This is a genomic window from Furfurilactobacillus milii (assembly GCF_021654115.1).
Classification (GTDB): domain Bacteria; phylum Bacillota; class Bacilli; order Lactobacillales; family Lactobacillaceae; genus Furfurilactobacillus; species Furfurilactobacillus milii.
The window spans coordinates 115,146-136,653 of sequence record NZ_JAIWJF010000008.1 but is presented as its reverse complement, the minus strand read 5'-3'; the positions used below and the strand labels follow the sequence as shown (position 1 = coordinate 136,653).

At 43.5% G+C, this 21,508-nt stretch carries 25 protein-coding genes; 3 read left to right on the top strand and 22 right to left on the bottom strand.

All coding sequences use genetic code 11. From position 1 onward, the window contains the following. Window positions 1-115: 115 nt before the first annotated feature. The 5 genes from pheT to LDK34_RS10455 form a co-directional block, all read right to left on the bottom strand. Complete coding sequence (pheT, locus tag LDK34_RS10475) at window positions 116-2,527, bottom strand: phenylalanine--tRNA ligase subunit beta (RefSeq protein WP_236941819.1); 2,412 nt, start codon at window positions 2,525-2,527, stop codon at window positions 116-118. A 9-nt stretch (window positions 2,528-2,536) separates the two neighbouring features. Continuing rightward, window positions 2,537-3,583: a phenylalanine--tRNA ligase subunit alpha gene (gene pheS / locus LDK34_RS10470; protein WP_017261732.1), complete on the bottom strand. Its 1,047-nt coding sequence runs from the start codon at window positions 3,581-3,583 to the stop codon at window positions 2,537-2,539. Between the two features lie 386 nt (window positions 3,584-3,969). Beyond that, entirely contained in the window at window positions 3,970-4,311 is a 342-nt protein-coding gene (locus tag LDK34_RS10465; RefSeq protein WP_161001530.1) for a winged helix-turn-helix transcriptional regulator, read from the bottom strand. A gap of 47 nt (window positions 4,312-4,358) precedes the next feature. After that, window positions 4,359-4,862, bottom strand: a complete 504-nt coding sequence (locus LDK34_RS10460; RefSeq protein WP_178942620.1) for an HD domain-containing protein — start codon at window positions 4,860-4,862, stop codon at window positions 4,359-4,361. 132 nt (window positions 4,863-4,994) lie between these two features. After that, window positions 4,995-5,765 carry a TrmH family RNA methyltransferase gene (locus tag LDK34_RS10455; protein WP_178942621.1) on the bottom strand — a complete coding sequence of 257 codons (771 nt, stop codon included), beginning with the start codon at window positions 5,763-5,765 and terminating at the stop codon, window positions 4,995-4,997. Between the two features lie 98 nt (window positions 5,766-5,863). Between LDK34_RS10455 and LDK34_RS10450 the strand changes: the two genes are divergently transcribed. Together LDK34_RS10450 and yidC are read left to right on the top strand one after the other, a co-directional pair. Beyond that, a complete protein-coding gene (locus LDK34_RS10450) occupies window positions 5,864-6,139 on the top strand; it encodes an acylphosphatase (RefSeq protein WP_178942622.1) in 276 nt (91 codons plus the stop codon). Window positions 6,140-6,219: 80 nt separating this feature from the next. Then, complete coding sequence (yidC, locus tag LDK34_RS10445) at window positions 6,220-7,179, top strand: membrane protein insertase YidC (protein ID WP_236941818.1); 960 nt, start codon at window positions 6,220-6,222, stop codon at window positions 7,177-7,179. Window positions 7,180-7,376: 197 nt separating this feature from the next. Here yidC and LDK34_RS10440 read toward each other — a convergent pair whose 3' ends face one another. The 17 genes from LDK34_RS10440 to LDK34_RS10360 all read right to left on the bottom strand — a co-directional run bounded on the left by LDK34_RS10440 (window position 7,377) and on the right by LDK34_RS10360 (window position 20,098). After that, entirely contained in the window at window positions 7,377-8,918 is a 1,542-nt protein-coding gene (locus tag LDK34_RS10440; RefSeq protein WP_236357402.1) for a HAMP domain-containing sensor histidine kinase, read from the bottom strand. A gap of 35 nt (window positions 8,919-8,953) precedes the next feature. Beyond that, window positions 8,954-9,670, bottom strand: coding sequence for a response regulator transcription factor (locus LDK34_RS10435; RefSeq protein WP_017261725.1), 717 nt, complete (start codon window positions 9,668-9,670; stop codon window positions 8,954-8,956). Window positions 9,671-9,793: 123 nt separating this feature from the next. Further along, complete coding sequence (locus LDK34_RS10430) at window positions 9,794-10,660, bottom strand: sulfite exporter TauE/SafE family protein (protein WP_178942624.1); 867 nt, start codon at window positions 10,658-10,660, stop codon at window positions 9,794-9,796. A 253-nt stretch (window positions 10,661-10,913) separates the two neighbouring features. Continuing rightward, window positions 10,914-11,099 carry a 50S ribosomal protein L32 gene (gene rpmF / locus LDK34_RS10425; RefSeq protein WP_017261723.1) on the bottom strand — a complete coding sequence of 62 codons (186 nt, stop codon included), beginning with the start codon at window positions 11,097-11,099 and terminating at the stop codon, window positions 10,914-10,916. 64 nt (window positions 11,100-11,163) lie between these two features. Then, a complete protein-coding gene (locus tag LDK34_RS10420) occupies window positions 11,164-11,715 on the bottom strand; it encodes a YceD family protein (protein WP_178942625.1) in 552 nt (183 codons plus the stop codon). An 84-nt stretch (window positions 11,716-11,799) separates the two neighbouring features. Continuing rightward, window positions 11,800-12,948: a nucleotidyltransferase gene (locus LDK34_RS10415; RefSeq protein ID WP_236941817.1), complete on the bottom strand. Its 1,149-nt coding sequence runs from the start codon at window positions 12,946-12,948 to the stop codon at window positions 11,800-11,802. A 4-nt stretch (window positions 12,949-12,952) separates the two neighbouring features. Continuing rightward, the gene (locus LDK34_RS10410) at window positions 12,953-13,693 is read right to left on the bottom strand and encodes a class I SAM-dependent DNA methyltransferase (RefSeq protein WP_178942627.1); all 741 of its coding nucleotides are present in this window, start codon (window positions 13,691-13,693) and stop codon (window positions 12,953-12,955) included. Beyond that, window positions 13,690-14,052: a ribosome silencing factor gene (gene rsfS, locus LDK34_RS10405; RefSeq protein ID WP_161003292.1), complete on the bottom strand. Its 363-nt coding sequence runs from the start codon at window positions 14,050-14,052 to the stop codon at window positions 13,690-13,692. The genes LDK34_RS10410 and rsfS overlap by 4 nt, the downstream gene beginning before the upstream one ends. Window positions 14,053-14,078: 26 nt before the next feature. Beyond that, window positions 14,079-14,696, bottom strand: coding sequence for a bis(5'-nucleosyl)-tetraphosphatase (symmetrical) YqeK (gene yqeK / locus LDK34_RS10400; protein ID WP_178942628.1), 618 nt, complete (start codon window positions 14,694-14,696; stop codon window positions 14,079-14,081). After that, entirely contained in the window at window positions 14,689-15,330 is a 642-nt protein-coding gene (locus LDK34_RS10395; RefSeq protein ID WP_178942629.1) for a nicotinate-nucleotide adenylyltransferase, read from the bottom strand. The genes yqeK and LDK34_RS10395 overlap by 8 nt, the downstream gene beginning before the upstream one ends. Window positions 15,331-15,367: 37 nt before the next feature. Further along, window positions 15,368-15,682, bottom strand: a complete 315-nt coding sequence (locus tag LDK34_RS10390) for a YhbY family RNA-binding protein (RefSeq protein ID WP_178942630.1) — start codon at window positions 15,680-15,682, stop codon at window positions 15,368-15,370. 17 nt (window positions 15,683-15,699) lie between these two features. Further along, window positions 15,700-16,845: a ribosome biogenesis GTPase YqeH gene (gene yqeH / locus LDK34_RS10385; protein WP_236941816.1), complete on the bottom strand. Its 1,146-nt coding sequence runs from the start codon at window positions 16,843-16,845 to the stop codon at window positions 15,700-15,702. After that, a complete protein-coding gene (locus LDK34_RS10380; protein WP_178942632.1) occupies window positions 16,842-17,369 on the bottom strand; it encodes a YqeG family HAD IIIA-type phosphatase in 528 nt (175 codons plus the stop codon). Before LDK34_RS10380 ends, yqeH begins: the two co-directional genes overlap by 4 nt. Window positions 17,370-17,444: 75 nt before the next feature. After that, on the bottom strand, window positions 17,445-18,344 hold the full coding sequence (locus LDK34_RS10375) for an RluA family pseudouridine synthase (protein WP_236941815.1): 900 nt from the start codon (window positions 18,342-18,344) through the stop codon (window positions 17,445-17,447). Window positions 18,345-18,435: 91 nt separating this feature from the next. Beyond that, window positions 18,436-18,999: a phosphoribosyltransferase gene (locus LDK34_RS10370; RefSeq protein WP_178942633.1), complete on the bottom strand. Its 564-nt coding sequence runs from the start codon at window positions 18,997-18,999 to the stop codon at window positions 18,436-18,438. A 236-nt stretch (window positions 19,000-19,235) separates the two neighbouring features. Then, entirely contained in the window at window positions 19,236-19,436 is a 201-nt protein-coding gene (locus LDK34_RS10365; RefSeq protein ID WP_178942634.1) for a hypothetical protein, read from the bottom strand. Between the two features lie 212 nt (window positions 19,437-19,648). Continuing rightward, entirely contained in the window at window positions 19,649-20,098 is a 450-nt protein-coding gene (locus LDK34_RS10360; protein WP_178942635.1) for an OsmC family protein, read from the bottom strand. Between the two features lie 413 nt (window positions 20,099-20,511). Between LDK34_RS10360 and LDK34_RS10355 the strand changes: the two genes are divergently transcribed. After that, a complete protein-coding gene (locus LDK34_RS10355; RefSeq protein ID WP_178942636.1) occupies window positions 20,512-21,459 on the top strand; it encodes a glycosyltransferase family 2 protein in 948 nt (315 codons plus the stop codon). Window positions 21,460-21,508 lie beyond the last annotated feature (49 nt).

Here is a 21,508-nt window from a genome sequence, read left to right as displayed (position 1 = left end):
TACTTCCCTTAGGACAGCAAAAAGTGCCATGGTGATTTCTCAAATTGAGAATACCATGGCACTTAATTTATGGAACAAGTAACTAATTCATTCGAAATCTCAATCTGAATTCGTATTAACGAATTTCAGCATCAAATTCCTTTTCTAAAGCAGCGGTTACTTTGTCAAACGCCTTAGTCACATCGGCCTCAACTAATGTTGCCTGGCGGTCACGGTAGGTCAACGTATATGCCAGTGACTTCTTGCCAGCTGGTAAATGAACGCCTTCGTAGACGTCAAACAGTTGAACGCCTGCCAAATGTGCGCCACCACGCTTGTTGATTAAAGCAACAACATCCGCGTTAGTCACGGACTGATCCACAAGAATGGCGATATCACGTGTAACATCCGGGAACTTCGAAATCGGTTCATACTGCTGTTGATCATGTGGTGCGTCAATAAGTGCCTGCAGATTCAATTCGAATACGTAAGTGTCAGGAATTTTATAATCGCTGGCTACCTCAGGGTGAACTTGACCGACAAATCCAACAACCTGGTCACCAACATAAATGTCGGCTGTCCGACCCGGATGCATCTGCGCATGAGCCTGAGTTGCTTCATAGTGAACTGGTTCTGACAGACCCATGTCGTGCAAGAATAAGTCAACAATTCCTTTGATACCGTAAAAATCAATCATATCGGCTTCTGCATGCCACGTTTTGGTTGTCAGTGTACCGGTGACTGCCGCAGCAATGTGTTCAACTTCCAATGGTCGAATTGCATCACCTTCGCGATAGAATACGCGACCTTGTTCATAAAGGGCGACATTCTTCTGTTTACGGGCAACATTATAAGCAATATCATCCAGCAACCCACTGATTAAATTCATCCGGGCGGTTGTATGGTCAGTACTCATTGGAAAAGCCAGCTCAGTAGGTTCGCTATCACGCATCATGAACTGTTCAGCCTTAGCGGTTGTTGTCAAAGCATAACTAATCGCCTGATTTAACCCAGCGCCCTCTAATAGTCGTCGTGAGTCACGAATAATCCGTTGTTTAAATGTTAATGCACCTGGCGTCATCGTGCCATATGGCAACGTAGATGGAATATTATCATAGCCATATAAGCGAGCGACTTCTTCAAATAGATCAGCCTCAATATGAATATCCCAGCGACGAGCCGGCACTGTGACGTTAAATGTCTCACCATCGTTTTCAGTCGGAAAGTTAAGATGATCAAAAATGGTTTGAACCTGGCCCACTGTCAATTGAGTGCCTAACACATGATTAATCCGCGTTAACGTCACACTAACCTTTGCAGGTTCAACAGGCGTGTCGCTGCCAACACCAGTCCCTTGTTCCGTCTGTCCCTGTCCAAGTTCAGCCATAAGTGCTGCAGCATGGTCTAAGGCATTTTGATTATCGTCCTTATTAACACCGCGTTCGAAGCGCATTGAAGCCTCTGAATGGAGATTAAAGAAGCGCGCTGTTTTACGAATCTTAATTGGGTCAAAAATGGCGCTTTCGATTGCAATCGTCGTCGTATTATCGTCAATCTCCGTGTCCAAACCACCCATCGTGCCGGCAAGGGCAATTGCATGTTTGTCATCAGCAATAACCATATCGCTATCACGCAATTTGCGATCTTCACCATCGAGAGTCGTTAAGTGTTCGCCTTCATATGCCAAACGAACGTGAATGTGATGACTAGAAAGTTTGTCATAGTCAAACGCGTGCAATGGCTGACCATATGTCAACATGATGTAGTTTGTCACATCAACAATGTTATTGATTGGCCGCATACCGGCTTCCCACAGCCGTTTTTGTAGCCACAGCGGACTATCCTGAATGGTGACACCACTGACGATCCGCATTTTATACGTTGGTGCCAATGTCTCATCTACTGAAAATTGTAATAGGTCACTGACTTTGCGTGAGCCATCTTCATTTAGCGAGAACGTTGGCATTTTAGGTGTCTTGCCATAAATAGCGCCAACTTCCCAAGCAGTTCCGTTCATCGAGTTCATGTCACCACGGTTAGGGGTTAAGTCAGTCTCAACAATGTCGTCATCCATCCCCAAAATTGGAAAGACAGATGAACCGTTCTCACTGTCTGCAGGCAAAATGTAAATACCCTCATCATAAGCTTTAGGTGCAATCTTCTCGTCGAACCCAATTTCTTGAAGCGCACACAGCATGCCGTTTGAAGCAACGCCCCGCATCTTGCTCTTTTTAATTTTGTGATGACCGGCAATCCAGGCCCCCGGCAAAGCAACGATTACTTTTTGTCCCGTGGCAACATTTGGTGCACCACAAACAATTTGTAATGGCTCATCTTCGCCAACGTCAACCTGGCAGATATGCAAATGATCTGAATCTGGATGTGGCTCAACGCTGAGCGTTTCACCCACCACCAGATTGCTCATACCATCGCTCATTTTATAAACTTGGTCGACTTCGACCGCTGTTCGTTCAATCTTCTCACCCAACGTCTGTGGGTCCACGTCCAGGGTGAGGTATTCATTTAACCAATCCATTGAAACTTTCATCGCTGTAGTTTACCCCCGTTTGTAAAATTGTGTTAAGAAGCGTGTGTCGTTTAAATAGAAATTACGAATGTCATCGACACCGTATTTCAACATAGCAAAGCGATCAGGTCCTAGACCGAAAGCAAATCCACCATAAACGGAAGAATCGACACCTGCCATCTTCAGCACATTAGGGTGCACCATACCGGCTCCTAGCACTTCAATCCAACCGGTGTTCTTGCAGACGGCACAGCCCTTGCCCATACAGTTGAAACACGTAATGTCTGCTTCAACAGAAGGTTCCGTGAACGGGAAGTAACTTGGTCGCAAACGAACATCAAATTCATCACCAAACAGATTAGCGGCAACCATTTCCAACGTTCCCTTCAAATCTGCCATGGTTACATGTTTGTCAATTACTAGCCCTTCCACTTGATGGAATTGATGGCTGTGGGTAGCATCGTCAGTATCGCGACGATAAACCCGGCCGGGACTGATCATCTTCAACGGTCCCTTACTAAAGTCATGAGCTTCCATTGCCCGCGCCTGATTAGGACTGGTATGCGTTCTCATGAGAATTTCCGGTGTAATGTAAAAAGTGTCCTGCATGTCACGGGCAGGATGATCTTTTGGCAAGTTCATCATTTCAAAGTTGTGGTGATCATCTTCAACTTCTGGTCCATCGACAACTTGGTAACCCATTCCTAAGAACATGTCTTCCAGTTGATCAATAATTCGTTGAATCACATGCGGTTGACCCTGTGCAACCGGCGTGCCAGGCAATGTAACATCCAGCGTTTCAGATGCCAGCTTAGCATTAATCGCCGCCTTTTTAAGTTCTTGGTTCCGTTCTTCAATAGCCGCCGTCAACTCGTCACGAATTTGATTGGCGAAGCTCCCAATCTTGGGACGCTCTTCTGCTGAAACATCACGCAAACCACGTAAAGCTTGCGTAATTGGCCCCTTCTTACCTAGTAATTGAACGCGAATTTCATTAATACGGTCTAAGCTGTCACCTTTTTTTATGTCAGCCAATCCCCGATCATGCAATTCTTGCAGTCGTTCTCTTAATGCCATGTGCTGCCTCCTAAAAGTTAGTCTATCTACCCAAATGTGTGCTTAATCTTTGTTAAACAAAAAAATCCCTTTCCTGATAAAAATCAGGAAAGGGACGACGAATCGCGGTACCACCCTCGTTGCACATCATTTACAAACACAAATAATGCACCACTTAAAACCGTTAACGGAGGTCCCGGAGAATTTTTTGCTTACATTATCAGATATAAGCGCCCAACTTCTGCTCAAAAAGTGAATTCGCTGTGCCTCTCATGAACGACTTTCAATCAATGGTCGTTCTTCCTGGCTAACTCAACACAGTTACTCTTTTTTATCGTCGCATTTAATTATGAGTAAGTTTACAAAAATTAATTTTATGCTAATGGTGCCACGTAGTCAATGGCAGACTAACAACCTTCGCCATTCCATTTGTCCGACCACGCGTGAATCGTATCCATCATGTCTTGCATATCGCGACCTTTATCGGTCAGTCGATATTCGATCAACGCAGAATCATCATGCGTTGTACGAGATACAATACCTGCCTCTTCCAGCTCTTTTAACCGTTCGACCAACATCCGATCAGAACACTTGTCAATTGAACTGGCAATGTCCTTAAAACGCAAAGCACCCTGAGCCAACAGTGATTCAATAATCAACCCATTCCACTTTTTACCCAAGATTGAAAAGGTGCGTTCAAACTTTGGACAGAGTTTAAAATCTGTCATTGCTGTCATTGTCTCTGACATTACGTACGCCCCCTTCCTCTTTAAAATATGCTAATTGTTCCTTTCCATTAAAAAGACGCCGCCGTTTTCATACGAGCAACAAGACCTGCGACTTTTGAACGTAAGGGCCCAAAATATTCATGAGAGGCTTCATAGTCATCGACTAGCGAGACCAACAGACTCTCCTTATATTTTGGCATCGCCATGGTTAGACCAAACATATGCTTCAAAATGATGTCTTTTTCCATGTCCGACAATTCCGTTATTTTTTCGGCATTTCGTAATGACACCCGTGGATGAATGAAGGCGTGCGTGCCTAAATCAAACTTGGTTGTCCGCCAATCGTAATAAAACAGGTCGTGAAGTAACCCAGCGCGTGCAACGGCTTGGTAATTCCAGCCCCGCCGTTTAGCAATCTTATAACTATCAAACGAAACACCTAAGCTGTGTTCCAATCGATTGCTGTGATGATGTTGGGTGAAGTTCGCTAAACGTTGCACTTCTGGACGAGCCAATAAATCACTCACTAATGCAACATACTCAGAATCCTGTTTCCACTCATTTGGTTTCATTCAATGCTTCCTTTTTAAGTTGTATGAAGTGCCCATTTGAATCTGAAAGGTATTGTAGCAGGTTTGCTTACTTTTGCATAGTCTTATGCATTAATATTTTCACTTTCGGAAAAGTCACTGTCTTGCTTGAAACTATTGCTCTTTCAACCGAAACATAAGAACACCGGCAGCGATAGCAACATTTAATGATTCCGCCTGACCCAGAATTGGAATGTATAAATTTGCTGTCGTAACATCCCCTAACGCTGGTGTCATACCATTACCCTCATTACCCATAATGAGTCCAAATGCACCTTTTGGCTTTAATTCGCGATAATTTTTAGCCTCTGGATTGAGCTGAGTACCATAGACCTCGATACCAGATCGTTTAAAATAGCGGGTTGCAGAAAATAAATCTTCAGATACCAGTTTGACGTGAAATTGGCTACCCTGCATTGCCCGAACAACTTTAGGAGAAAATTGATCTGCTGTGCCGTGACCAAAGACAACACCCTCAAATCCCGCTGCATCGGCTGTCCGAACAATGGTCCCAATATTGCCTGGGTCTTGGACGGCATCCAAAAATACCCATGGTTGGTGAACGACCTCTGGCAACGTCGTGCTTGTCGCCGGCATTTTGACTTCGGCAAAAATACCTTGCGGCGTAACCGTGTCACCGATGGTCTTAGCCACCTCATCACTAATTTCAAATGCGTTTAAATTTGCTGGCAGTTCATCACGATACTCACGCCATGCCTCATGCGTGCCCATTACAGAAACCAATGTAGTGCCAGCACCAATTGCTTCCTTAACCAGATGCCAACCATCCAGCAAATACGTTTGCTGTTGTTCTCGGCCCTTTTTAGTTGCTAGTTTTTTCCAAGTCTTAACCCGACCATTTTGAAGTGATACAATTTTTTCCATAATTTTTACCTCGCTGGTCAAAATTATAGCATAGTCAGAAGCCATTCATGCTAGCATGGACGTTAAAGCACGATTAAACTTTAGGGAGGCATCGAACAATGGCTCAAACAGCTGTCCTACTTACCGCACATGGTCGTGTTCAGGGAGTCGGTTTTCGTTACTCAACTTACCAATTGGCTGTGCGTCACCACATCTATGGCTTTGCCCGCAACAATACAGACGGCACCGTTACCATCCTCGCACAGGGGTCGACTGGCATGGTGAACGCTTTCATTGAAGCAATCAAAAAATCACCTAATAGTTGGGCTCATGTGACTCAACTTGAACAAACAAAACAAACCATTCAGCCGTTGAAAAAGTTTGACATTTACTGACTAAGCATTGAAATCACGCTGATTATCTAGTATTCTTAGCAAGTTAATGAAGTTTAACTTGAAAGGATTCACAGATAATAATGAAAAAAAGAAACCGCCTAGCGGTCATCACGGCCCTCGGCACCCTCACCCTACTTTTAAGTGGCTGTGTGCGTACCAGTCACGGAAAACCCGTTGGCTACATTTGGAACTATCTCGGCGAGCCAATGGTTCACTTTATGGAATGGGCTGCTAAGCTACTTGGCGGCAGCTATGGTTGGGCCGTCATTCTCCTGACCGTCATCGTTCGACTCATTTTGCTCCCATTAATGGTCCGTCAATCCCGACAGGCAACGGTTCAACAAGAAAAGATGTCAATGGTACGGCCTCAAATGAATGACATTCAGGCCCGTCAGAAAGCTGCTAAAACGCCTGAAGAACGTAATGCAATCAGTCAAGAAATGATGCAACTATACCGCGATAACGGTATTTCAATGACTGGCGGCATCGGTTGTTTACCATTGATTATTCAGCTGCCTATTTTTGCAGCCCTGTATGCGGCAATCCGATATGCCCCTGAATTAGTAAATGCCACATTCTATGGCATTCATTTAGGAAAGCCCAACATTATCCTGGCGATCCTGTCATTCCTCGCTTATCTGTTACAAGGCTATCTATCACTACTTGGGTTACCGGAAGATCAAAAGAAACAAATGCGTTCCATGATGATCATGAGTCCCATTATGATTTTGTTTGTTACTTTCTCCACTCCAGCAGCCTTAGGTCTGTACTTCTTCGTCGGTGGTCTGTTCGCTTGTTTGCAAACACTCATCATCGCTTGGTACCGACCACGGATACGGAAACAAGTGGCTAAAGAGCTTGAAAAGAAACAAGCTGAAAATGCAACTCATGTGCAACCAAAGCCTGTTCAGGCAACGGAAACGCCAATCAGTGCAACGCCAATAACATCACGTCAACCACAAGAAAAGTCAACTAGTGACAATATGGATCATAACAATCGCAAACGTAATGCTGGGAAACAACAGCATCATAATGACTAACCGTTTGTTGCAATGATTGTGATGTTTCACTAATAGCACAAAGATAAGAGGCCGTTCTTCAATTCGAAGGACGACCTCTTATCTTTGTGCTATTTAACTGAATATTGAAAATACTGATTAGTTAGTAAAACTTATGGTAAAAAATTGGGAAATACTGTTTTTCACTCAATTCAAAATTTTCATGGTAAAGGAATGAATTATTCAAGTAAATTGCTGTCTTTAAGCGTTTCATCAAGCGGCTTGCTTGGTTCTTGTGTTGCTTGTAATTCCTCCAAATGGTGCCGTTCTTGGTCATTCAAGATATGCAAAGAAATTTGGAAGATCGAGCCATGACCAAGTGAGGACTCAACAGAAACATGACCGTTATACCCTTCGACCAATCGTTTAGCAATGGATAATCCGAGTCCATTGCCGCCTTTTTCCCGTGAACGCGCCTTGTCGACACGATAGAAACGATTAAAGACCCGATCCATGTTTTCAGGCGCAATCCCTTCTCCAAAGTCCTGTACCGACACCTGAGCGTTTCGACCGTCTTCTGACAATGATACGTGAACCTCTTTGCGAGTTTGCGAATACTTAACCGCGTTGTCCATCAAAATAATGAGCACCTGCTCCAAATGGTCACGAAACATCGAAACGTAGGTTGGCTTACGCAAATCATCGTCCAAAGAAAACGTGAAGTCCGGATGAATCATCTTGAAATTGTTAAAGACCTGGTTGACCACCATTTTAATATCCGTAACCTGATTACGAAAATCAATTTCAACTTGTTCAGCTCGGGAAAGATCCAACATTTCTTGTACGAGACTCTTCATCCGCTTGGTCTCAGCTAAGGAAGCCTGGATGGATTCGTTTAACACCTCAGGATCATCCTTACCCCAGCGATTTAACAGCTCCATATGACCCTGAATGATGGCTACCGGCGTCCGTAATTCGTGAGACACATCGCCCACAAACTGTTGCTGCTGATCAATATATCGTTGCATTTGATCCAGCATCCGATTCAATAATTCCGACAAATCAGACAACTCGTCATTGCGACGAGACTCCGGCACCCGCGTACTAGACTGGGGATCTTCACTCGCCTTAGTGATTGTCGCACTAATATCAGAAATTGGCCGCAGGAAATAGCTAGCTAAAATATAACCAAATACCGATATTGCCAGTAAACCAATTAGTAACAGCACAATCAAGATAGACCCAGTTCGTTGATACGTTCGCCAATAACCATTGAGCTGATTAGTAACCTGAACATAACCAACAACTCGCTTGGTGCCGTGTTGATAAATCGGAGCGCGACCAACATACACAACGTGACCGTTCAAATGACTTAACTTCAATTGGCGTTTGCCAACGGACTCAAACGGCTGTGGATCAACTCTTGATGCGAAAATTTCAGAGCCACTACGGTCATAAACGCTAACGGCTAAATTATCATTGGCCAACGTTCGAATAATCGCATCATTATACAAATTATGTTGTTGATCCGGCTTACTTGGATCATGCGGTAAATAAGGATTTTCACGAGGGCGAAGGACCGGTTCAACATCGTCACTCGTCAAGTCCTTAACATTGTCATTTAACCGTTGGGTCACGACATTAATCGCATCTGTCGTCCGTCGTTTTTCCTGACGTAAGAGGACTGAGGTAAAACTAGAAAATAATAATCCTAATACAATCGTAAAAATGACAAAGACACCCGTACCGGTACCGAGTGCCCACTTCCATTTTAACGACATGCGTCGTCTTTTTTTGGTTGTTTGTTTATCAGTCATCATGAACGAATTACATATCCTGTTCCACGAACTGTTTGAATGTAGCTTTCCTCACCTGGGCGATCGATTTTATTACGCAGATAACGAATGTAAACATCCACGACATTAGTCTCAACCTCTGATTCGTAACCCCATACTTTTTGTAACAGTACATCACGTGCTAACACAACATTGACGTTTTCCATCAGTGTCAGTAACAGCTCGTATTCGCGCTTAGTCAAATTAATAATTTCATCACCGCGACGAACGATTCGGTTTTCCTTTTCGATTCGCAAATCTTTATATTCAACAACCGTTTGTTTGAAGTTTTTCTGTTCACCTTCAATATCGATCCGCCGTAGCAGTGCCCGGACACGAGCCAGCAGTTCTTCAATGGCAAATGGCTTAACGATGTAGTCGTCAGCTCCGTGATCAAGACCAGAAACTCGATCAATCACTGAATCACGTGCTGTCATCATCACAATTGGTGTACTCTTTACTTCCCGAACTCGTCGGCAAACCTCTAAACCATTTAATTCCGGTAGCATCAAGTCAAGTAAAATAACATCAAAGTCGGTTTCAAGTGCAGCTTCCAGACCTGTCCGACCGTTATATTCCACTTGGGTTGTGTACCCTTCATGTTTCAATTCAAGGTCAACAAAGCGAGCTAGGTTCTTCTCATCTTCAATAATGAGAATGCTATACTTCTTCGCATTTGTTTGTTCCGTGTTTTCCATTTAATTAACACTCCGCATTTTATTATCGTTCTCTAAGTCTGAACGGTTCAATTTTTAACAACGCTCTCATTTTATCATTTAACCGCCATTTCTGCTAGCATCACCGGCTGTCCGTTTGAAGTCTCAATGTCTTGTCCGAGACAGCGAATAAAATAGGTTAAACGACGTGTAAAAAAGCACGCCAATTACAAGCCAAGAAACAATCGCCACATTGAAGTGTGCAAATACCATCAACCCGACGAGGACACCAACGATACCAGACAATGATGCAATACTGGCTACCTTGCGATCATAGTCCTCATAGTACACAAATAGACTACTGCCCGCTGCAACTGATAATGCTGATCCACTCATCATAATTGGAAAAGCGACTAAGGGGTTCAATCCTAGCGCGTAGATAGTAGCTGTCGTTAACGCATAAGATCCGATACCGATATTATTCAGTGCCCCGTAGAGTATCTGCAACCCACAACCCACAATCAGTGACAGACCGCTGAGTCGCAAGGCTGTCCCATTGCCAGCAATTAAATGTAACCGGCCAGCTAAAATGAATAGACCTGCAATAATCAAACCACATGCAATCCATCGTTTGATCGTCCTTTCAGGCAATTTCACAACAAAGCGAGGACTCAACACCGCTCCTACTACTTGCGCAGCTACTAATGCCAATAAGGTCACCGGGTCTACTTTAACGACACCAATGAACCCGACAGCCATCAGAACAAATGGCACGACGCCTTGAACATTGAGTGTTCCTGGCAGTCGTTTTACGGACACCCATTTAGTTGGCGTATAAATGGCTGTGCTGACCGCAAAGTCGGACACCCCTAATGTTGATAAAAAGAAAATCAGCATTCCACTCAACGCTACCCCAATTGTCGGTGCGGGCGAGCGACGTACCGTATCCCAGTGACGGTAAAGGTCGACACCAACATATGCTGCAAAGCACACGCCCACGATGATTAATACTGCTAATAGTCCCGTTCGCATGGATCACACTCCGTTCATAAAGATTACAAGCAATGATTATACCGTATTTGTCACAGTATTTTCGACCCAAAGGTAAGAATCAAATCCACATCACCACTAATATTTAATGCCAGTAACACAACAAGCTAACCGGTGGTGTATTGTCAGCCTTCCCCCGTGGCTCAACATAAAGTGAGTCTTTTAAACTGATTGGTAAAAAATCGAGAAAAAAACACCTGAGAGCCTAGGCCTCTCAGATGTTTTCAATAATGAATTAAGCGTTGTTAGCAGTCTTAACGACTTGCTTGCCATCGTAGTATCCGCAACTAGGGCAGACACGATGTGACATCCGTAATTCACCACAGTTTGGGCATGGAGCCAAATTAGGCGTTGCTAATTTGATGTGACCCCGACGCTTCAACTTCTTTTCTTTAGATGTTTTCCGTGCTGGTACAGCCATGTGAACGAGCACCTCCTTGAATGATTTTATCCACACATGTGTTTTTAAAATCTGCTAAGCCATCCTACCGGTCTTGGTCCTGATCAGGGAACAATCCCTTTAACTTAGCGAGACGTGGATCAATGGGTTGATTTTCTTCCTGTTCAGCTGTGTAATCGTCCTCAGAAATAACTTCCCAACCATTTCCAGTTGGCATGTCCTGACCATTACGTTCTGACTCAGTTAGAATTTGCATAGGAATTTGGGCAATGATATTGTCAATCACACCCTCATCTAAGTCAACAGTTTGAGTCTCCAAGAGTAAAACCGTTTCGTTTTCCTCATAGCGATCAAAGTGACTCTCTTCCGTGATGTAAATCTCGTTCATGTCAAAGTCAAACGGAAAATCCACCGGTGCCAACGAACGACTCGAAGGCACTATAACTTTACCGCTAACCTTAACATCTAGTAGCACATCGTCACGATCAACCATAACGGTTCCAACCACTTTAACGGGATCGATGTCGATAACCTGATCGGCGAACCGATCAAGCATCTTCACTTTCACATCTAAAGTTTCGTCGATCCACAGTGGCTCATTACGATACTTTTCAAGCTCTTTGAGCGACCATTTCATCGATAAACCTCCTAATGCAACGAATTTCATTATACCGGCGCATTAATACAATGTCAACGTAAAATCCTTGACAGCCAAATGATTCTATTTGGTGCCTATTCGGATCGGGTCATGACGAAAGTCCTGTGACTGCCCCGTTAACATTTCGTATAGCATGCCGGCACGATAGTCTAAATTTAACGTCGTTTTTTTTAAGTTCTGGTCAAACCTAGTTACGACGGGTAGTCCAAACGTTTTTTTATGTGCGTTTAAGTACTGTTGACCAGCTGATGTAAAACCAAGTAACCGCAAGTAATCTGTTTGACCGGGTGTCATTTCGTTATCAAGCGCGTGAACTAAAGCATACAAGCAAACCCGTTGTAATCGTGAATACGTATATCGTTTTGTCTTAATAGCGGCTAAGAAATCATCCCAGTGTGACTGCGTTTCTGCAGCTTCTTTCAAACGATAATCTAAGCCTTCAGACATCTGATAAATTTGGTGTAAAGACGCCATTGGCATCATCAATAGAGTATGCCGTAACAACGCCCACATCTTGGGTGACCACCCCTTCAGTGGCGTCAAATGGCGAATATCAGCAAACGTCTCAGCTGGCACATTCGCCGCCACATTAACACCGCGCTGATGACCGAGAACGGTCTGTCTGATGGCAGTTGCACTCGAATAGCCCCGTGGATTCATTTGGTCATCATGGTACTCACTGCCAACCCTTGCCACCGGCATCAACTTCAACGGTGACGACAACTTTGCGTTCGCAACGGCGTAACCATAGCCAAGAATATCGTTGGGTTGGTCCAAACGAAATCCGGTTTGTGACTCTAATTGCGCGTTAAATAAAGTGGCATAGGTTTCATTAAACGTCTTAAACGCCTGCGAATCATTGACTGTCGCATGAGCCAACGCTGCAAAGTCCGTTTGCTCATGTTCGGCGCCAAAAACCAGCGTCGATACTTGCATGGCAGATAACAATGACAAGGCCCCTTGTGCAAACAAGTGAGCCGGCTGAACGGCCCAGTGAAATGGCAACTCTACTACGAGATCAGCCCCATTGTGAAGTGCCTCTGACGCTCGCTGCCACTTATTGAATATGGCTGCTTCACCACGTTGAACGAAATTGCCGCTCATGACAGCGATAACGACGTCAGCACCTGTAACCGCTCGTGCTTGCTGCAAATGGTATCGATGACCGTTATGAAATGGATTATACTCCGCCACAACACCTACTGCCTGCATAATGTCATCCTTCCCGTCGACAGTCAAAGAACCAACGCGTTGTGTCTGCCTCCGGTCCAGCTTTACCAAAGTCGGCAAACACCTGAACTTGATTAAAGCCTGCCTGCGTCAATAATCGTTGATATGTTGCCAGTGGATACGTTCTTTCCACATGCAGTTCAGCGTGATGGTCATAACCCTTAATTGATTCATTCCAAATAAAAAAGTTCAAATCGTGCTCAACCTGATGTTCGGCATCGCCTTCATAACTAGTCCACATGAACGCACGATGATCATCGTGAAAATTGTACATATATCCGGGATAGACGTCATCTGTTTGATGCGGTGTAATGACGTCAAAAAGATAATGACCATTGGCAGTCAAATGTGCAACGGCCTCGCGAAACGCCTCCGCCATCTCATTTTCATTGGGTAAATAGCAAAGAGAATCGTCAAAGCAAGTAATTGTGTTATACATTTCAAGATCGCCTAATGCAGTCATATCACCCTGAATCAATGGCAATTCAACACCGGCTGTCTGAGCCTTGCTTGCGGCAATACTCAACATTTCTGGTGCTAGATCCAGGCCGGTCACTTGGTATCCTGATTGAATCATCTTAATCGCTAATCGCCCAGTACCGCACGCTAAGTCCAGCACACTATCAGCCTTCGTGACTCCTCGAGAACGCACAAAACCCAGCCATGAGTCATACATAGCTGGGTCAAACAGTTCATCATAAAAATCGGCAAACTGTCCGTAAATCATGCTGTTTCGCCCAACCAATCTGTTAGGTTAACCATCGGCGCATCTGACCATAATTTTTCTAAATCATAGTAATGACGCTGTTCTTCTTGGAAAATGTGAACAACAATGTCACCGAAATCTAGCAGAACCCAAGTGCCTTCTGCTTTACCCTCAACACGGCGAACCGTCACACCAGCCTCGCCTTCAGCATCCAAAATAGCCTGAGTAATCGCCTGAACTTGACGCTTAGAACCACCATTCATAATGGCAAAATAATCTGCCACTAAGCTAACCTGCTCAACATCTAACGCCACGATATCCTCAGCACGTTTAGCATCTCCGGCCTTAACAGCCACTTCCAACATTTGTTTACTATCCAAAATAGTTCCTCATTTCACTTAATTGATTAATAGTTATATTTCATTTGCTTCTGAGCGACCCAACGATTAAACGTTAATAAGGTTGCCGGATAAATCGGCGCATTCTTTTCAGCTAAATACAGCATTGTGTGCTTCGTCTGAAAAGCAACACCAGCACGCAAATCTTTGTGGGTTATCTGTCTAGCCTCATCGACGCCATCAAAATTACGCTCGGGCTCAATGTAATCCGCCATATAAACAACTTGCGCCAACGGAGACATTTCCACAGCGCCCGTGGTGTGATAACGGACAGCATTTAAGATATCTTCATCATCAATACCGAGCTCATCATGAATAAATTCTGCGCCCACAATACCATGCCAAACGGCATTGCCCCAGTTCAGTAAATCCGGATCCATTTGATGTTTTTTAATCATCCCGATGAACGCTTCATCGCTACGCTCTTTAGCATAATCATGGACCAGGCCAGCAATACTAGCCTTTTCCAAATCAACACCATTTTCTTCAGCCAACTGAATCGCAGTCTGTTCTACGCGCAAACAATGATTGAACCGTTTGTCACGCAACTGTTGATGAACTGCTTCAACCAGTTCATCACGTGTGCCGTTATAAAGATGCTGCTGATAACGCATTGTCTTACTCATGATACAACTGATGCTCCTTAATGTATGCTTCAACTGCCTCTGGAACTAAGTAGTGAATCGATTGCCTGCGTTTGACACGATCACGAATCATTGAACTGCTGATGTCAATTGTCGGCACATCGACCCAAATAACTGGATATGGCGTTTGTTTCTTATAGCCAGCTCGACCAACACCAACAAACGTTACTATTTTTGCCAACTCGTCGATACGATGCCATTTCGGCAGATAGGCCACTTCATCCCCACCAATAATAAAGTAATACTCAGTTTTAGGATGACGCGTCTTCAGATCCACCATCGTGTCATACGTGTAGCTTTTGCCGCCACGTTGAATTTCACTCATCTCTAAGTCAAACAATGGGTTTCCGAAAATAGCACGACGAACCATTCTTGCACGTAGCAAAGGATCAATTGCAAGTTTAGGATCAATATGCGGAGGCTGAGCGTTGGGCATAAAAAGAACCTTATTTAATCCCAATTGCTTACCCACTTGATCCGCAATAATAAGATGACCTAAGTGTGGCGGATTAAAAGTCCCACCCAAAATGCCTACCCGTTGTTTAGGCATTTCTGTGACCATTTCTGTCATCACTTGAGTGCCCGTTTGTTTAGTCGTTAACGTCGATGTAATCATTGTCTATCCCTACTTATTTCACGTGTTTACCCTAACACTAAACCAATGCTGCAACCTTTTTAGATAACCGTTGATTATCTGGATCCGTTGCAGTCATAAACAATACCAGCGTATGACCTATTGTTTGGACCACAGTAATCCGCGGATTTTTTTCAATAAAGGTCTTTGCCTCTGCGACGGTTGCATCTGCACTTTGTAACAAGTTCACCTTTATCAGTTCACGTTTCTCCAAGGCACCAGTTAATTGGTCTAACCACGTTGCTGTCAAACCGTTCTTTCCCACTGAAAACAGTGGACGTAGTGAGTGTGCTTCAGAACGTAAAAAATGTTTTTGTTTACCCTTTAAATCCATATAATGTCTCTCCCGTTTTAAATCATTGCGCGTCTTAGCAAGACGTTGACGCCTTTTGGCGCCCAGCCAGCAATCGTTACATTGGCAGGAACTGTTATCCAGCCCAATCCTTCAATAACGAGATCACTTTTCTCCGTTGTGCGAAATTCGTGTCTTGTCAATTCAGGTAGATCTGCCAACTCTTCCTGGGAAGGTGGTGTAAGTATCTCACCAGCGTGATCACGATAAAAGTCATCCGCGTGTGCCAATTTTGTTCGATGGATCATTAGATTGTTCTCAAAATAGGCACTAACGCCGGTTGTCCGACTGTCTGTCGTTGAAAACAATAAATCGAACCTCGCTACTGCACCCATGAACAACGTTTGTTCACCTTGTAGCTGATAAACACGTGGCTTGATTTCCTTTTGCGGCGCAACATACTTTAAAGCACCAGCACTTAGAAAATGAGCCATCTGTTCAGGATGAATAATTCCTGGTGTGTCAACTAAAACATGATCTTCGCCAAGTGGAATTTCAATCTTGTCTAACGTCGTCCCAGGGAAACGTGAGGTTGTGATCAGATCAGCAACACCAGAGTTTTGTTTTAAAATCTGATTAATCAATGTTGACTTACCAACGTTGGTAACACCCACAACATAAACATCACGATCACCGCGATATTTATCAATCAATGTCAACAGATCATCCACGTCGCGGCCATTCTTTGCGCTCAACAGTGTGGTTGCCAGTGGTCGCAATCCATTGGCATTAGCTTGTTGACGTACCCAATCAGTCAGTTTACTTCGTTTGAGCGAACGCGGTAAAACATCTTCTTTATTACCAACTAGTAGGATCGGATTATCACCAACAAAACGATGTAATCCAGGAATCATACTGCCGTTAAAGTCAAAAATATCAACGACATAGACGATTAGGGCGTTAGCATCCCGAATCTGAGCTAGTAACCGTCTAAAATCATCATCCGTTAATGACACTGGTACGATTTCGTTGTAATGACGCAAACGAAAACAACGCTGGCAATATAATTCACCGTTTTCAAGACCTTTTTTTAAGGCCGATTGTGGTGTATAGCCAACGGCAGTGGAATCTGTCGTTTGAATCTTGGCCCCACAGCCAATGCAATACAGTGGCTCTGACGTTTCATTCGTTACTGCTTCACTCATCGTAAGTCCTCCTGCCATGTCATCGTCGGATAAACACGGCGTAACCGTTGCATCACAAAACGCTCAAAAAAGCGGTTAATCCGTGTATCCCACTTGTCCGTTTCGATCAACGGCTTCACTAAAATACTACGCACATGCGCGTTATTTGCCGCCCACATGTCTGTCATCAACTGATCACCAACCATCACAACTTCGCTATTACTTAATGAGAGCCGCCGTTGTGCTTGACGAATACCGCGCGTTAATGGTTTTAGTGAACGTGAAACGAATTCAAGTCCTAATGGCGTGACTGCTCGTGACACACGCGCAGCACTGTTATTTGAAACGACTACAATGCGAATATCATTCGCATGCATCGTTTGGATCCACCGCCGTAACTGCGGCGTTCCATCCGGATTATTCCAAGCAATCAGCGTATTATCTAAGTCTGTCAAAATAACACGAATTCCTGCCGCCTTTAATTGTTCAGGCGAAACATTATATATTGCTGAAATCATCCAAGTTGGTTTGAAGTTGGCGATCATTTAAAACTCCTTGCTTCCGACTATTTTTAGCACAAAATTATCTAAATCATTATACCAGAAAGCACTTAAAAATGCTTATTCCACCGGTTTCGAATCACGCAAATGATTTACCACCGCCTGCATGTCCTCAGGTAATGGCGCAGTGTAGGTCTGTCGCTGTTGAGTGACAGGGTCTGTAAATGATAATTGCCATGCATGCAATGCCTGTCGTTGCATTAACCTAAGCGACCCGCCATATAAACGATCACCGAGTAGCGGATGACCAATACTTTGCATGTGCACTCTAATCTGGTGAGTCCGACCTGTTTTTAAATTTAATTCAACTAATGCGATATTTTCAAACTGTTCTAGCACTTTATATTCAGTAATTGCAGATTGTCCGTTTGAAGTTATCGCCCTAGCAACCTGTCCATCCACTCGCCCAATTGGACTGTCAATAACACCGTGATCGTTCTCAAATCTACCCTCTACCAGTGCGAGGTACGTTTTTCGCATTGTGTGCTGATCTACTTGAGGGGCAATCATTCCCTGAACAATGCCATTGCGTGCCACCAGCATGATGCCACTTGTATCGCGATCTAGACGAGTGATTAAATGTGGCACTAAATTATCAGCATTATTTGCCACGAGCCACCCTTTGATGCGATTGACCATCGTTGTTTGCTGATCGCTCGGTCCAGGAACAGCGTTAACACCTGCATTTTTATTAACTACCAGCCAATTTTCATCGGCCATCAAAACATCGATTGGTTCCTCATCGACAGCAATATTTCCATCACTAGGTTCGTTGGGCAACGACAACGTGACAACATCACCAATTGCAACTGCATGATCCGGCTGAGTGGTTTGCTGATTCACCGTTATCTTGCCCCCAAGATGCCGCTGACGAGTCCATAAATTATGGCTGATTCCTTGTGCAAACAAAAATTGTTTGACGCTGACATAAGTTGCGGTTGAACGCCAACTAAATTTCAATGTTTTGCTAACCCACTTTCTGGTGTGTTTCTACTATATAAAACATAATATTAATAATAACATCCAATCAAAAGCGCAATAAAACCACAAGCTAACGCTTCGAAACTGGATTTTTAACATACTCGGCTATTGCCGGCAGATTACGGTATGCTCCGTTTAAATCCATGCCAAAACCGACCAACCACACGTTAGGAACCGTCAGGCCAAGATAATCAATGTGAACTGGCGCCACGCGTGTCATTGGTTTGTCAGCCATAACTGCTATCTCAACACTTTTAGCACCTTGAGCCAATAACCAACGTTTTAGAAAAAACAAGGTATTGCCCGTATCAATAATTTCGTCCAATAAAATGATATGACGACCCGTGATCGAAATGGTCGGCTCCTGAAGCATTACTGGCTCGCTCTGCTGTTCGCCAGTATAGCTAGTGACAGAGACAAAATCGAGATCAGAGGGAATCGACAACCGTTGACTGACAGCAATTGTCCACTGAGCAGCGCCTTTCATCACACCGATAAGTAGTGGATTTGTTGCCTTATTTTTTTCACTGATCTGTTTAGCAACAGCAGACACCATCACCTCAATCTGATCAGGTGTCGCAAAAATTTGACCAATATGGTCATCGAGTAGCGTTTTCAGAGATTCGTTGTTCACAATTAGATCCTTCCTGAGTGTCTCACTCGTTACAAAGACTGTTTTATATTCAATTGCGGTGACGATATCGTAACCCGAATTCTTTACGGGCACAAGTCAAACCAGTAATAACAAAAAAGTCTGACAGGAAATTTCTTCCTGTCAGACTTCAATCGTCGCCTACCCGTAAAAACGTTTAATTCACCAACGTTTTTAAAGTCGAAACCGACGACTGTTACATCCGCATCGTAACAATTTTAAGCTGTTTTCGTTGAGTTGATCATGTTTTCATGTCCCAAATAATGAAGACGGTAGTTGGCCTGCTGTGTGGCATTAATACGATCCAACGCTAACTTAGCGGTGTCATATGAAACGTGGTCAAGAATTGAAACCCATTGTCTTCCGTGGCAAACTTCAACATTCCATTCCCCAAGTGTTTGCATTTTGTAAGTTTTCATAGGTGACCTCTTTTCTACGCTCTCAAATAACTATCGACGCCAGCCCGCCAACAGTGAGAACTCCTGTTTCTCTACTGGAATACTCAGTCTAAACATTTTCAGAACAAAGTAAAGCAAAACGCTCACTCGTTAGTAAGCAAACGAGTGGGCGTTTTCCAGTGAAAAAAGGATTCAATTCTTAAGTTAAATGAGACCACTGCAAAATTAGCGCATTATTCACCGTAGCTTTCAGCGTCCTCATCATTAAAAGCGTTAACAATCCTAAAATTAACATTATCATTTGCCTTTAACAATTTCGCGACTGGACACTGATTTAATGCATCATCTAAAACTGCTTGGGCATCCTCTTGGTTTTCGTTTGGAAACATAATCTGAGCGTCAACGATAAACTTATATCCCATCGTATCCTTAACGATATCAACCCTTGTTCGAACCTGTGTATCCTGTGGCATGTGACGTTGCTGCTCAACAATGCGTAATGTTGCATTAAAACAAGTGCTCAGTGCAAACCCAATAAATTGTTCTGGGTTAGTACCTGATGCGGAGACTAAAGAGCTACTAACGCCTAATGACAAACCTTCATTACCTTCAACAAAGCTTTGCCCAACTAAGCCGTTCTCATTAACCACGTGAGTGTGATAGAGCGAACCTTCTACTGCCATTGTAATGCGCCTCCTATTATTAGACATCTTTGCTTGACTACACAGCAAATCTACCGATATTCATAGGGAATCGCAATTAATCATCATTTAAAAAGCGCCAGCAGACTTTTCTTTTCAAGCGGCGTTGGTAACGTGACCTTACAAATAAGATTTTTATATTTAAGTAATCATCCATGTAATTCTATGAGCCTATTTAAGCAATTTGCCATATGCATCTTTAATGCTTGCCTATAACACAAAGCTATTCATCAACATATTCATTAGATATTATCACGATTGTCTCATTAAGAGCTAATTTAGACGCTTTTTAAGCAATTTTATCCCGTTTATTGGACGCACTCGTTTATAATTAGTATTAGTCGCAAACACATATCAACGTGGGCGTTGAAACTAACTACAAGGAAGTAAGCTCAGTGTCAAAAAAAATTATTTCAATTATTGTCCCTTGTTATAATGAGGAACCAACCATTCCACTCTTTTATCCAACCGTTCAAAAAGTCTTTGTCCAACTGTGCAAACAGTTTCCAGGCTTTGAACCTGAGTATTGGTTTATTAATGACGGATCAACGGACAACACGTTAAATGAATTGAGAAAATTACAGCAACAAGATGTCGACCATGTTCATTATGTCTCGTTTTCCCGTAACTTCGGAAAAGAGTCTGCTCTGTACGCTGGTCTTCAGCACGCCACTGGTAATTTTGTTGCTGTAATGGATGTCGATCTGCAAGATCCTCCCGAATTGCTTATCCAAATGCTTTCGGGTATTGAAAACGAGCATTATGATATCGTTGGTTCTCGTCGGGTCACACGCAAGGGTGAGCCGCCAATTCGTTCTTTCTTTAGCCGAGCATTCTATCGGGTCATCAACCGACTTTCTCAAACACACATTGTTGAAGGTGCTCGCGATTACCGCTTAATGACGCGTCAAGTTGTTGATGCCATTTTATCAATGGCTGAAGTTAATCGTTTCTCAAAGGGAATTTTCAGCTGGGTTGGTTTCAAAACAAAGTACATTGAATTTGAAAATCAGGACCGGGTGGCTGGTGACACGCATTGGTCATTCTTTCAACTGTTTAGCTATTCTTTAGAAGGCATTATCGATTTTTCGGATGCACCACTTTCTATTGCATCCTACACTGGTTTTTTATCCTTTGTTGTTGCATTCTTCGCACTAATCTTCATCGTAATTCGTGCACTTATTTATGGTGATCACACCGCTGGTTGGCCATCACTTGTATGTATCATCCTTTTGATCGGCGGGCTTCAATTATTCTGCCTAGGAATTTTAGGTAAGTATGTTGGTCGACTCTATTTGGAAAGCAAGCATCGGCCAATCTACATCGTTAAGGAGGAAAAGTAAGATTCCAAGTCAATATTCGCAATCGTCCAAACCTGAAATCCCTCAAACT

Bases quoted from the DNA above. Each gene is read 5' to 3' on its own strand.
- LDK34_RS10420 (WP_178942625.1), bottom strand. From the start codon at position 11,715: ATGAAATGGTCGCTCAAAGAGCTTGAAAAGTATCGTAATGAGCCACTG.
- LDK34_RS10430 (WP_178942624.1), bottom strand. From the start codon at position 10,660: ATGCGAACGGGACTATTAGCAGTATTAATCATCGTGGGCGTGTGCTTT.
- pheS (WP_017261732.1), bottom strand. From the start codon at position 3,583: ATGGCATTAAGAGAACGACTGCAAGAATTGCATGATCGGGGATTGGCT.
- rpmF (WP_017261723.1), bottom strand. From the start codon at position 11,099: ATGGCTGTACCAGCACGGAAAACATCTAAAGAAAAGAAGTTGAAGCGT.
- yidC (WP_236941818.1), top strand. From the start codon at position 6,220: ATGAAAAAAAGAAACCGCCTAGCGGTCATCACGGCCCTCGGCACCCTC.
- LDK34_RS10395 (WP_178942629.1), bottom strand. From the start codon at position 15,330: ATGATTACATCGACGTTAACGACTAAACAAACGGGCACTCAAGTGATG.
- yqeH (WP_236941816.1), bottom strand. From the start codon at position 16,845: ATGAGTGAAGCAGTAACGAATGAAACGTCAGAGCCACTGTATTGCATT.
- LDK34_RS10465 (WP_161001530.1), bottom strand. From the start codon at position 4,311: ATGTCAGAGACAATGACAGCAATGACAGATTTTAAACTCTGTCCAAAG.
- pheT (WP_236941819.1), bottom strand. From the start codon at position 2,527: ATGAAAGTTTCAATGGATTGGTTAAATGAATACCTCACCCTGGACGTG.
- LDK34_RS10390 (WP_178942630.1), bottom strand. From the start codon at position 15,682: ATGGATTTAAAGGGTAAACAAAAACATTTTTTACGTTCTGAAGCACAC.
- LDK34_RS10455 (WP_178942621.1), bottom strand. From the start codon at position 5,765: ATGGAAAAAATTGTATCACTTCAAAATGGTCGGGTTAAGACTTGGAAA.
- LDK34_RS10410 (WP_178942627.1), bottom strand. From the start codon at position 13,693: ATGATTTACGGACAGTTTGCCGATTTTTATGATGAACTGTTTGACCCA.
- LDK34_RS10415 (WP_236941817.1), bottom strand. From the start codon at position 12,948: ATGCAGGCAGTAGGTGTTGTGGCGGAGTATAATCCATTTCATAACGGT.
- LDK34_RS10360 (WP_178942635.1), bottom strand. From the start codon at position 20,098: ATGGCAGTAGAAGGTTCGCTCTATCACACTCACGTGGTTAATGAGAAC.
- LDK34_RS10450 (WP_178942622.1), top strand. From the start codon at position 5,864: ATGGCTCAAACAGCTGTCCTACTTACCGCACATGGTCGTGTTCAGGGA.
- LDK34_RS10380 (WP_178942632.1), bottom strand. From the start codon at position 17,369: ATGATCGCCAACTTCAAACCAACTTGGATGATTTCAGCAATATATAAT.
- LDK34_RS10435 (WP_017261725.1), bottom strand. From the start codon at position 9,670: ATGGAAAACACGGAACAAACAAATGCGAAGAAGTATAGCATTCTCATT.
- LDK34_RS10440 (WP_236357402.1), bottom strand. From the start codon at position 8,918: ATGTCGTTAAAATGGAAGTGGGCACTCGGTACCGGTACGGGTGTCTTT.
- LDK34_RS10460 (WP_178942620.1), bottom strand. From the start codon at position 4,862: ATGAAACCAAATGAGTGGAAACAGGATTCTGAGTATGTTGCATTAGTG.
- LDK34_RS10365 (WP_178942634.1), bottom strand. From the start codon at position 19,436: ATGAAAACTTACAAAATGCAAACACTTGGGGAATGGAATGTTGAAGTT.
- yqeK (WP_178942628.1), bottom strand. From the start codon at position 14,696: ATGAGTAAGACAATGCGTTATCAGCAGCATCTTTATAACGGCACACGT.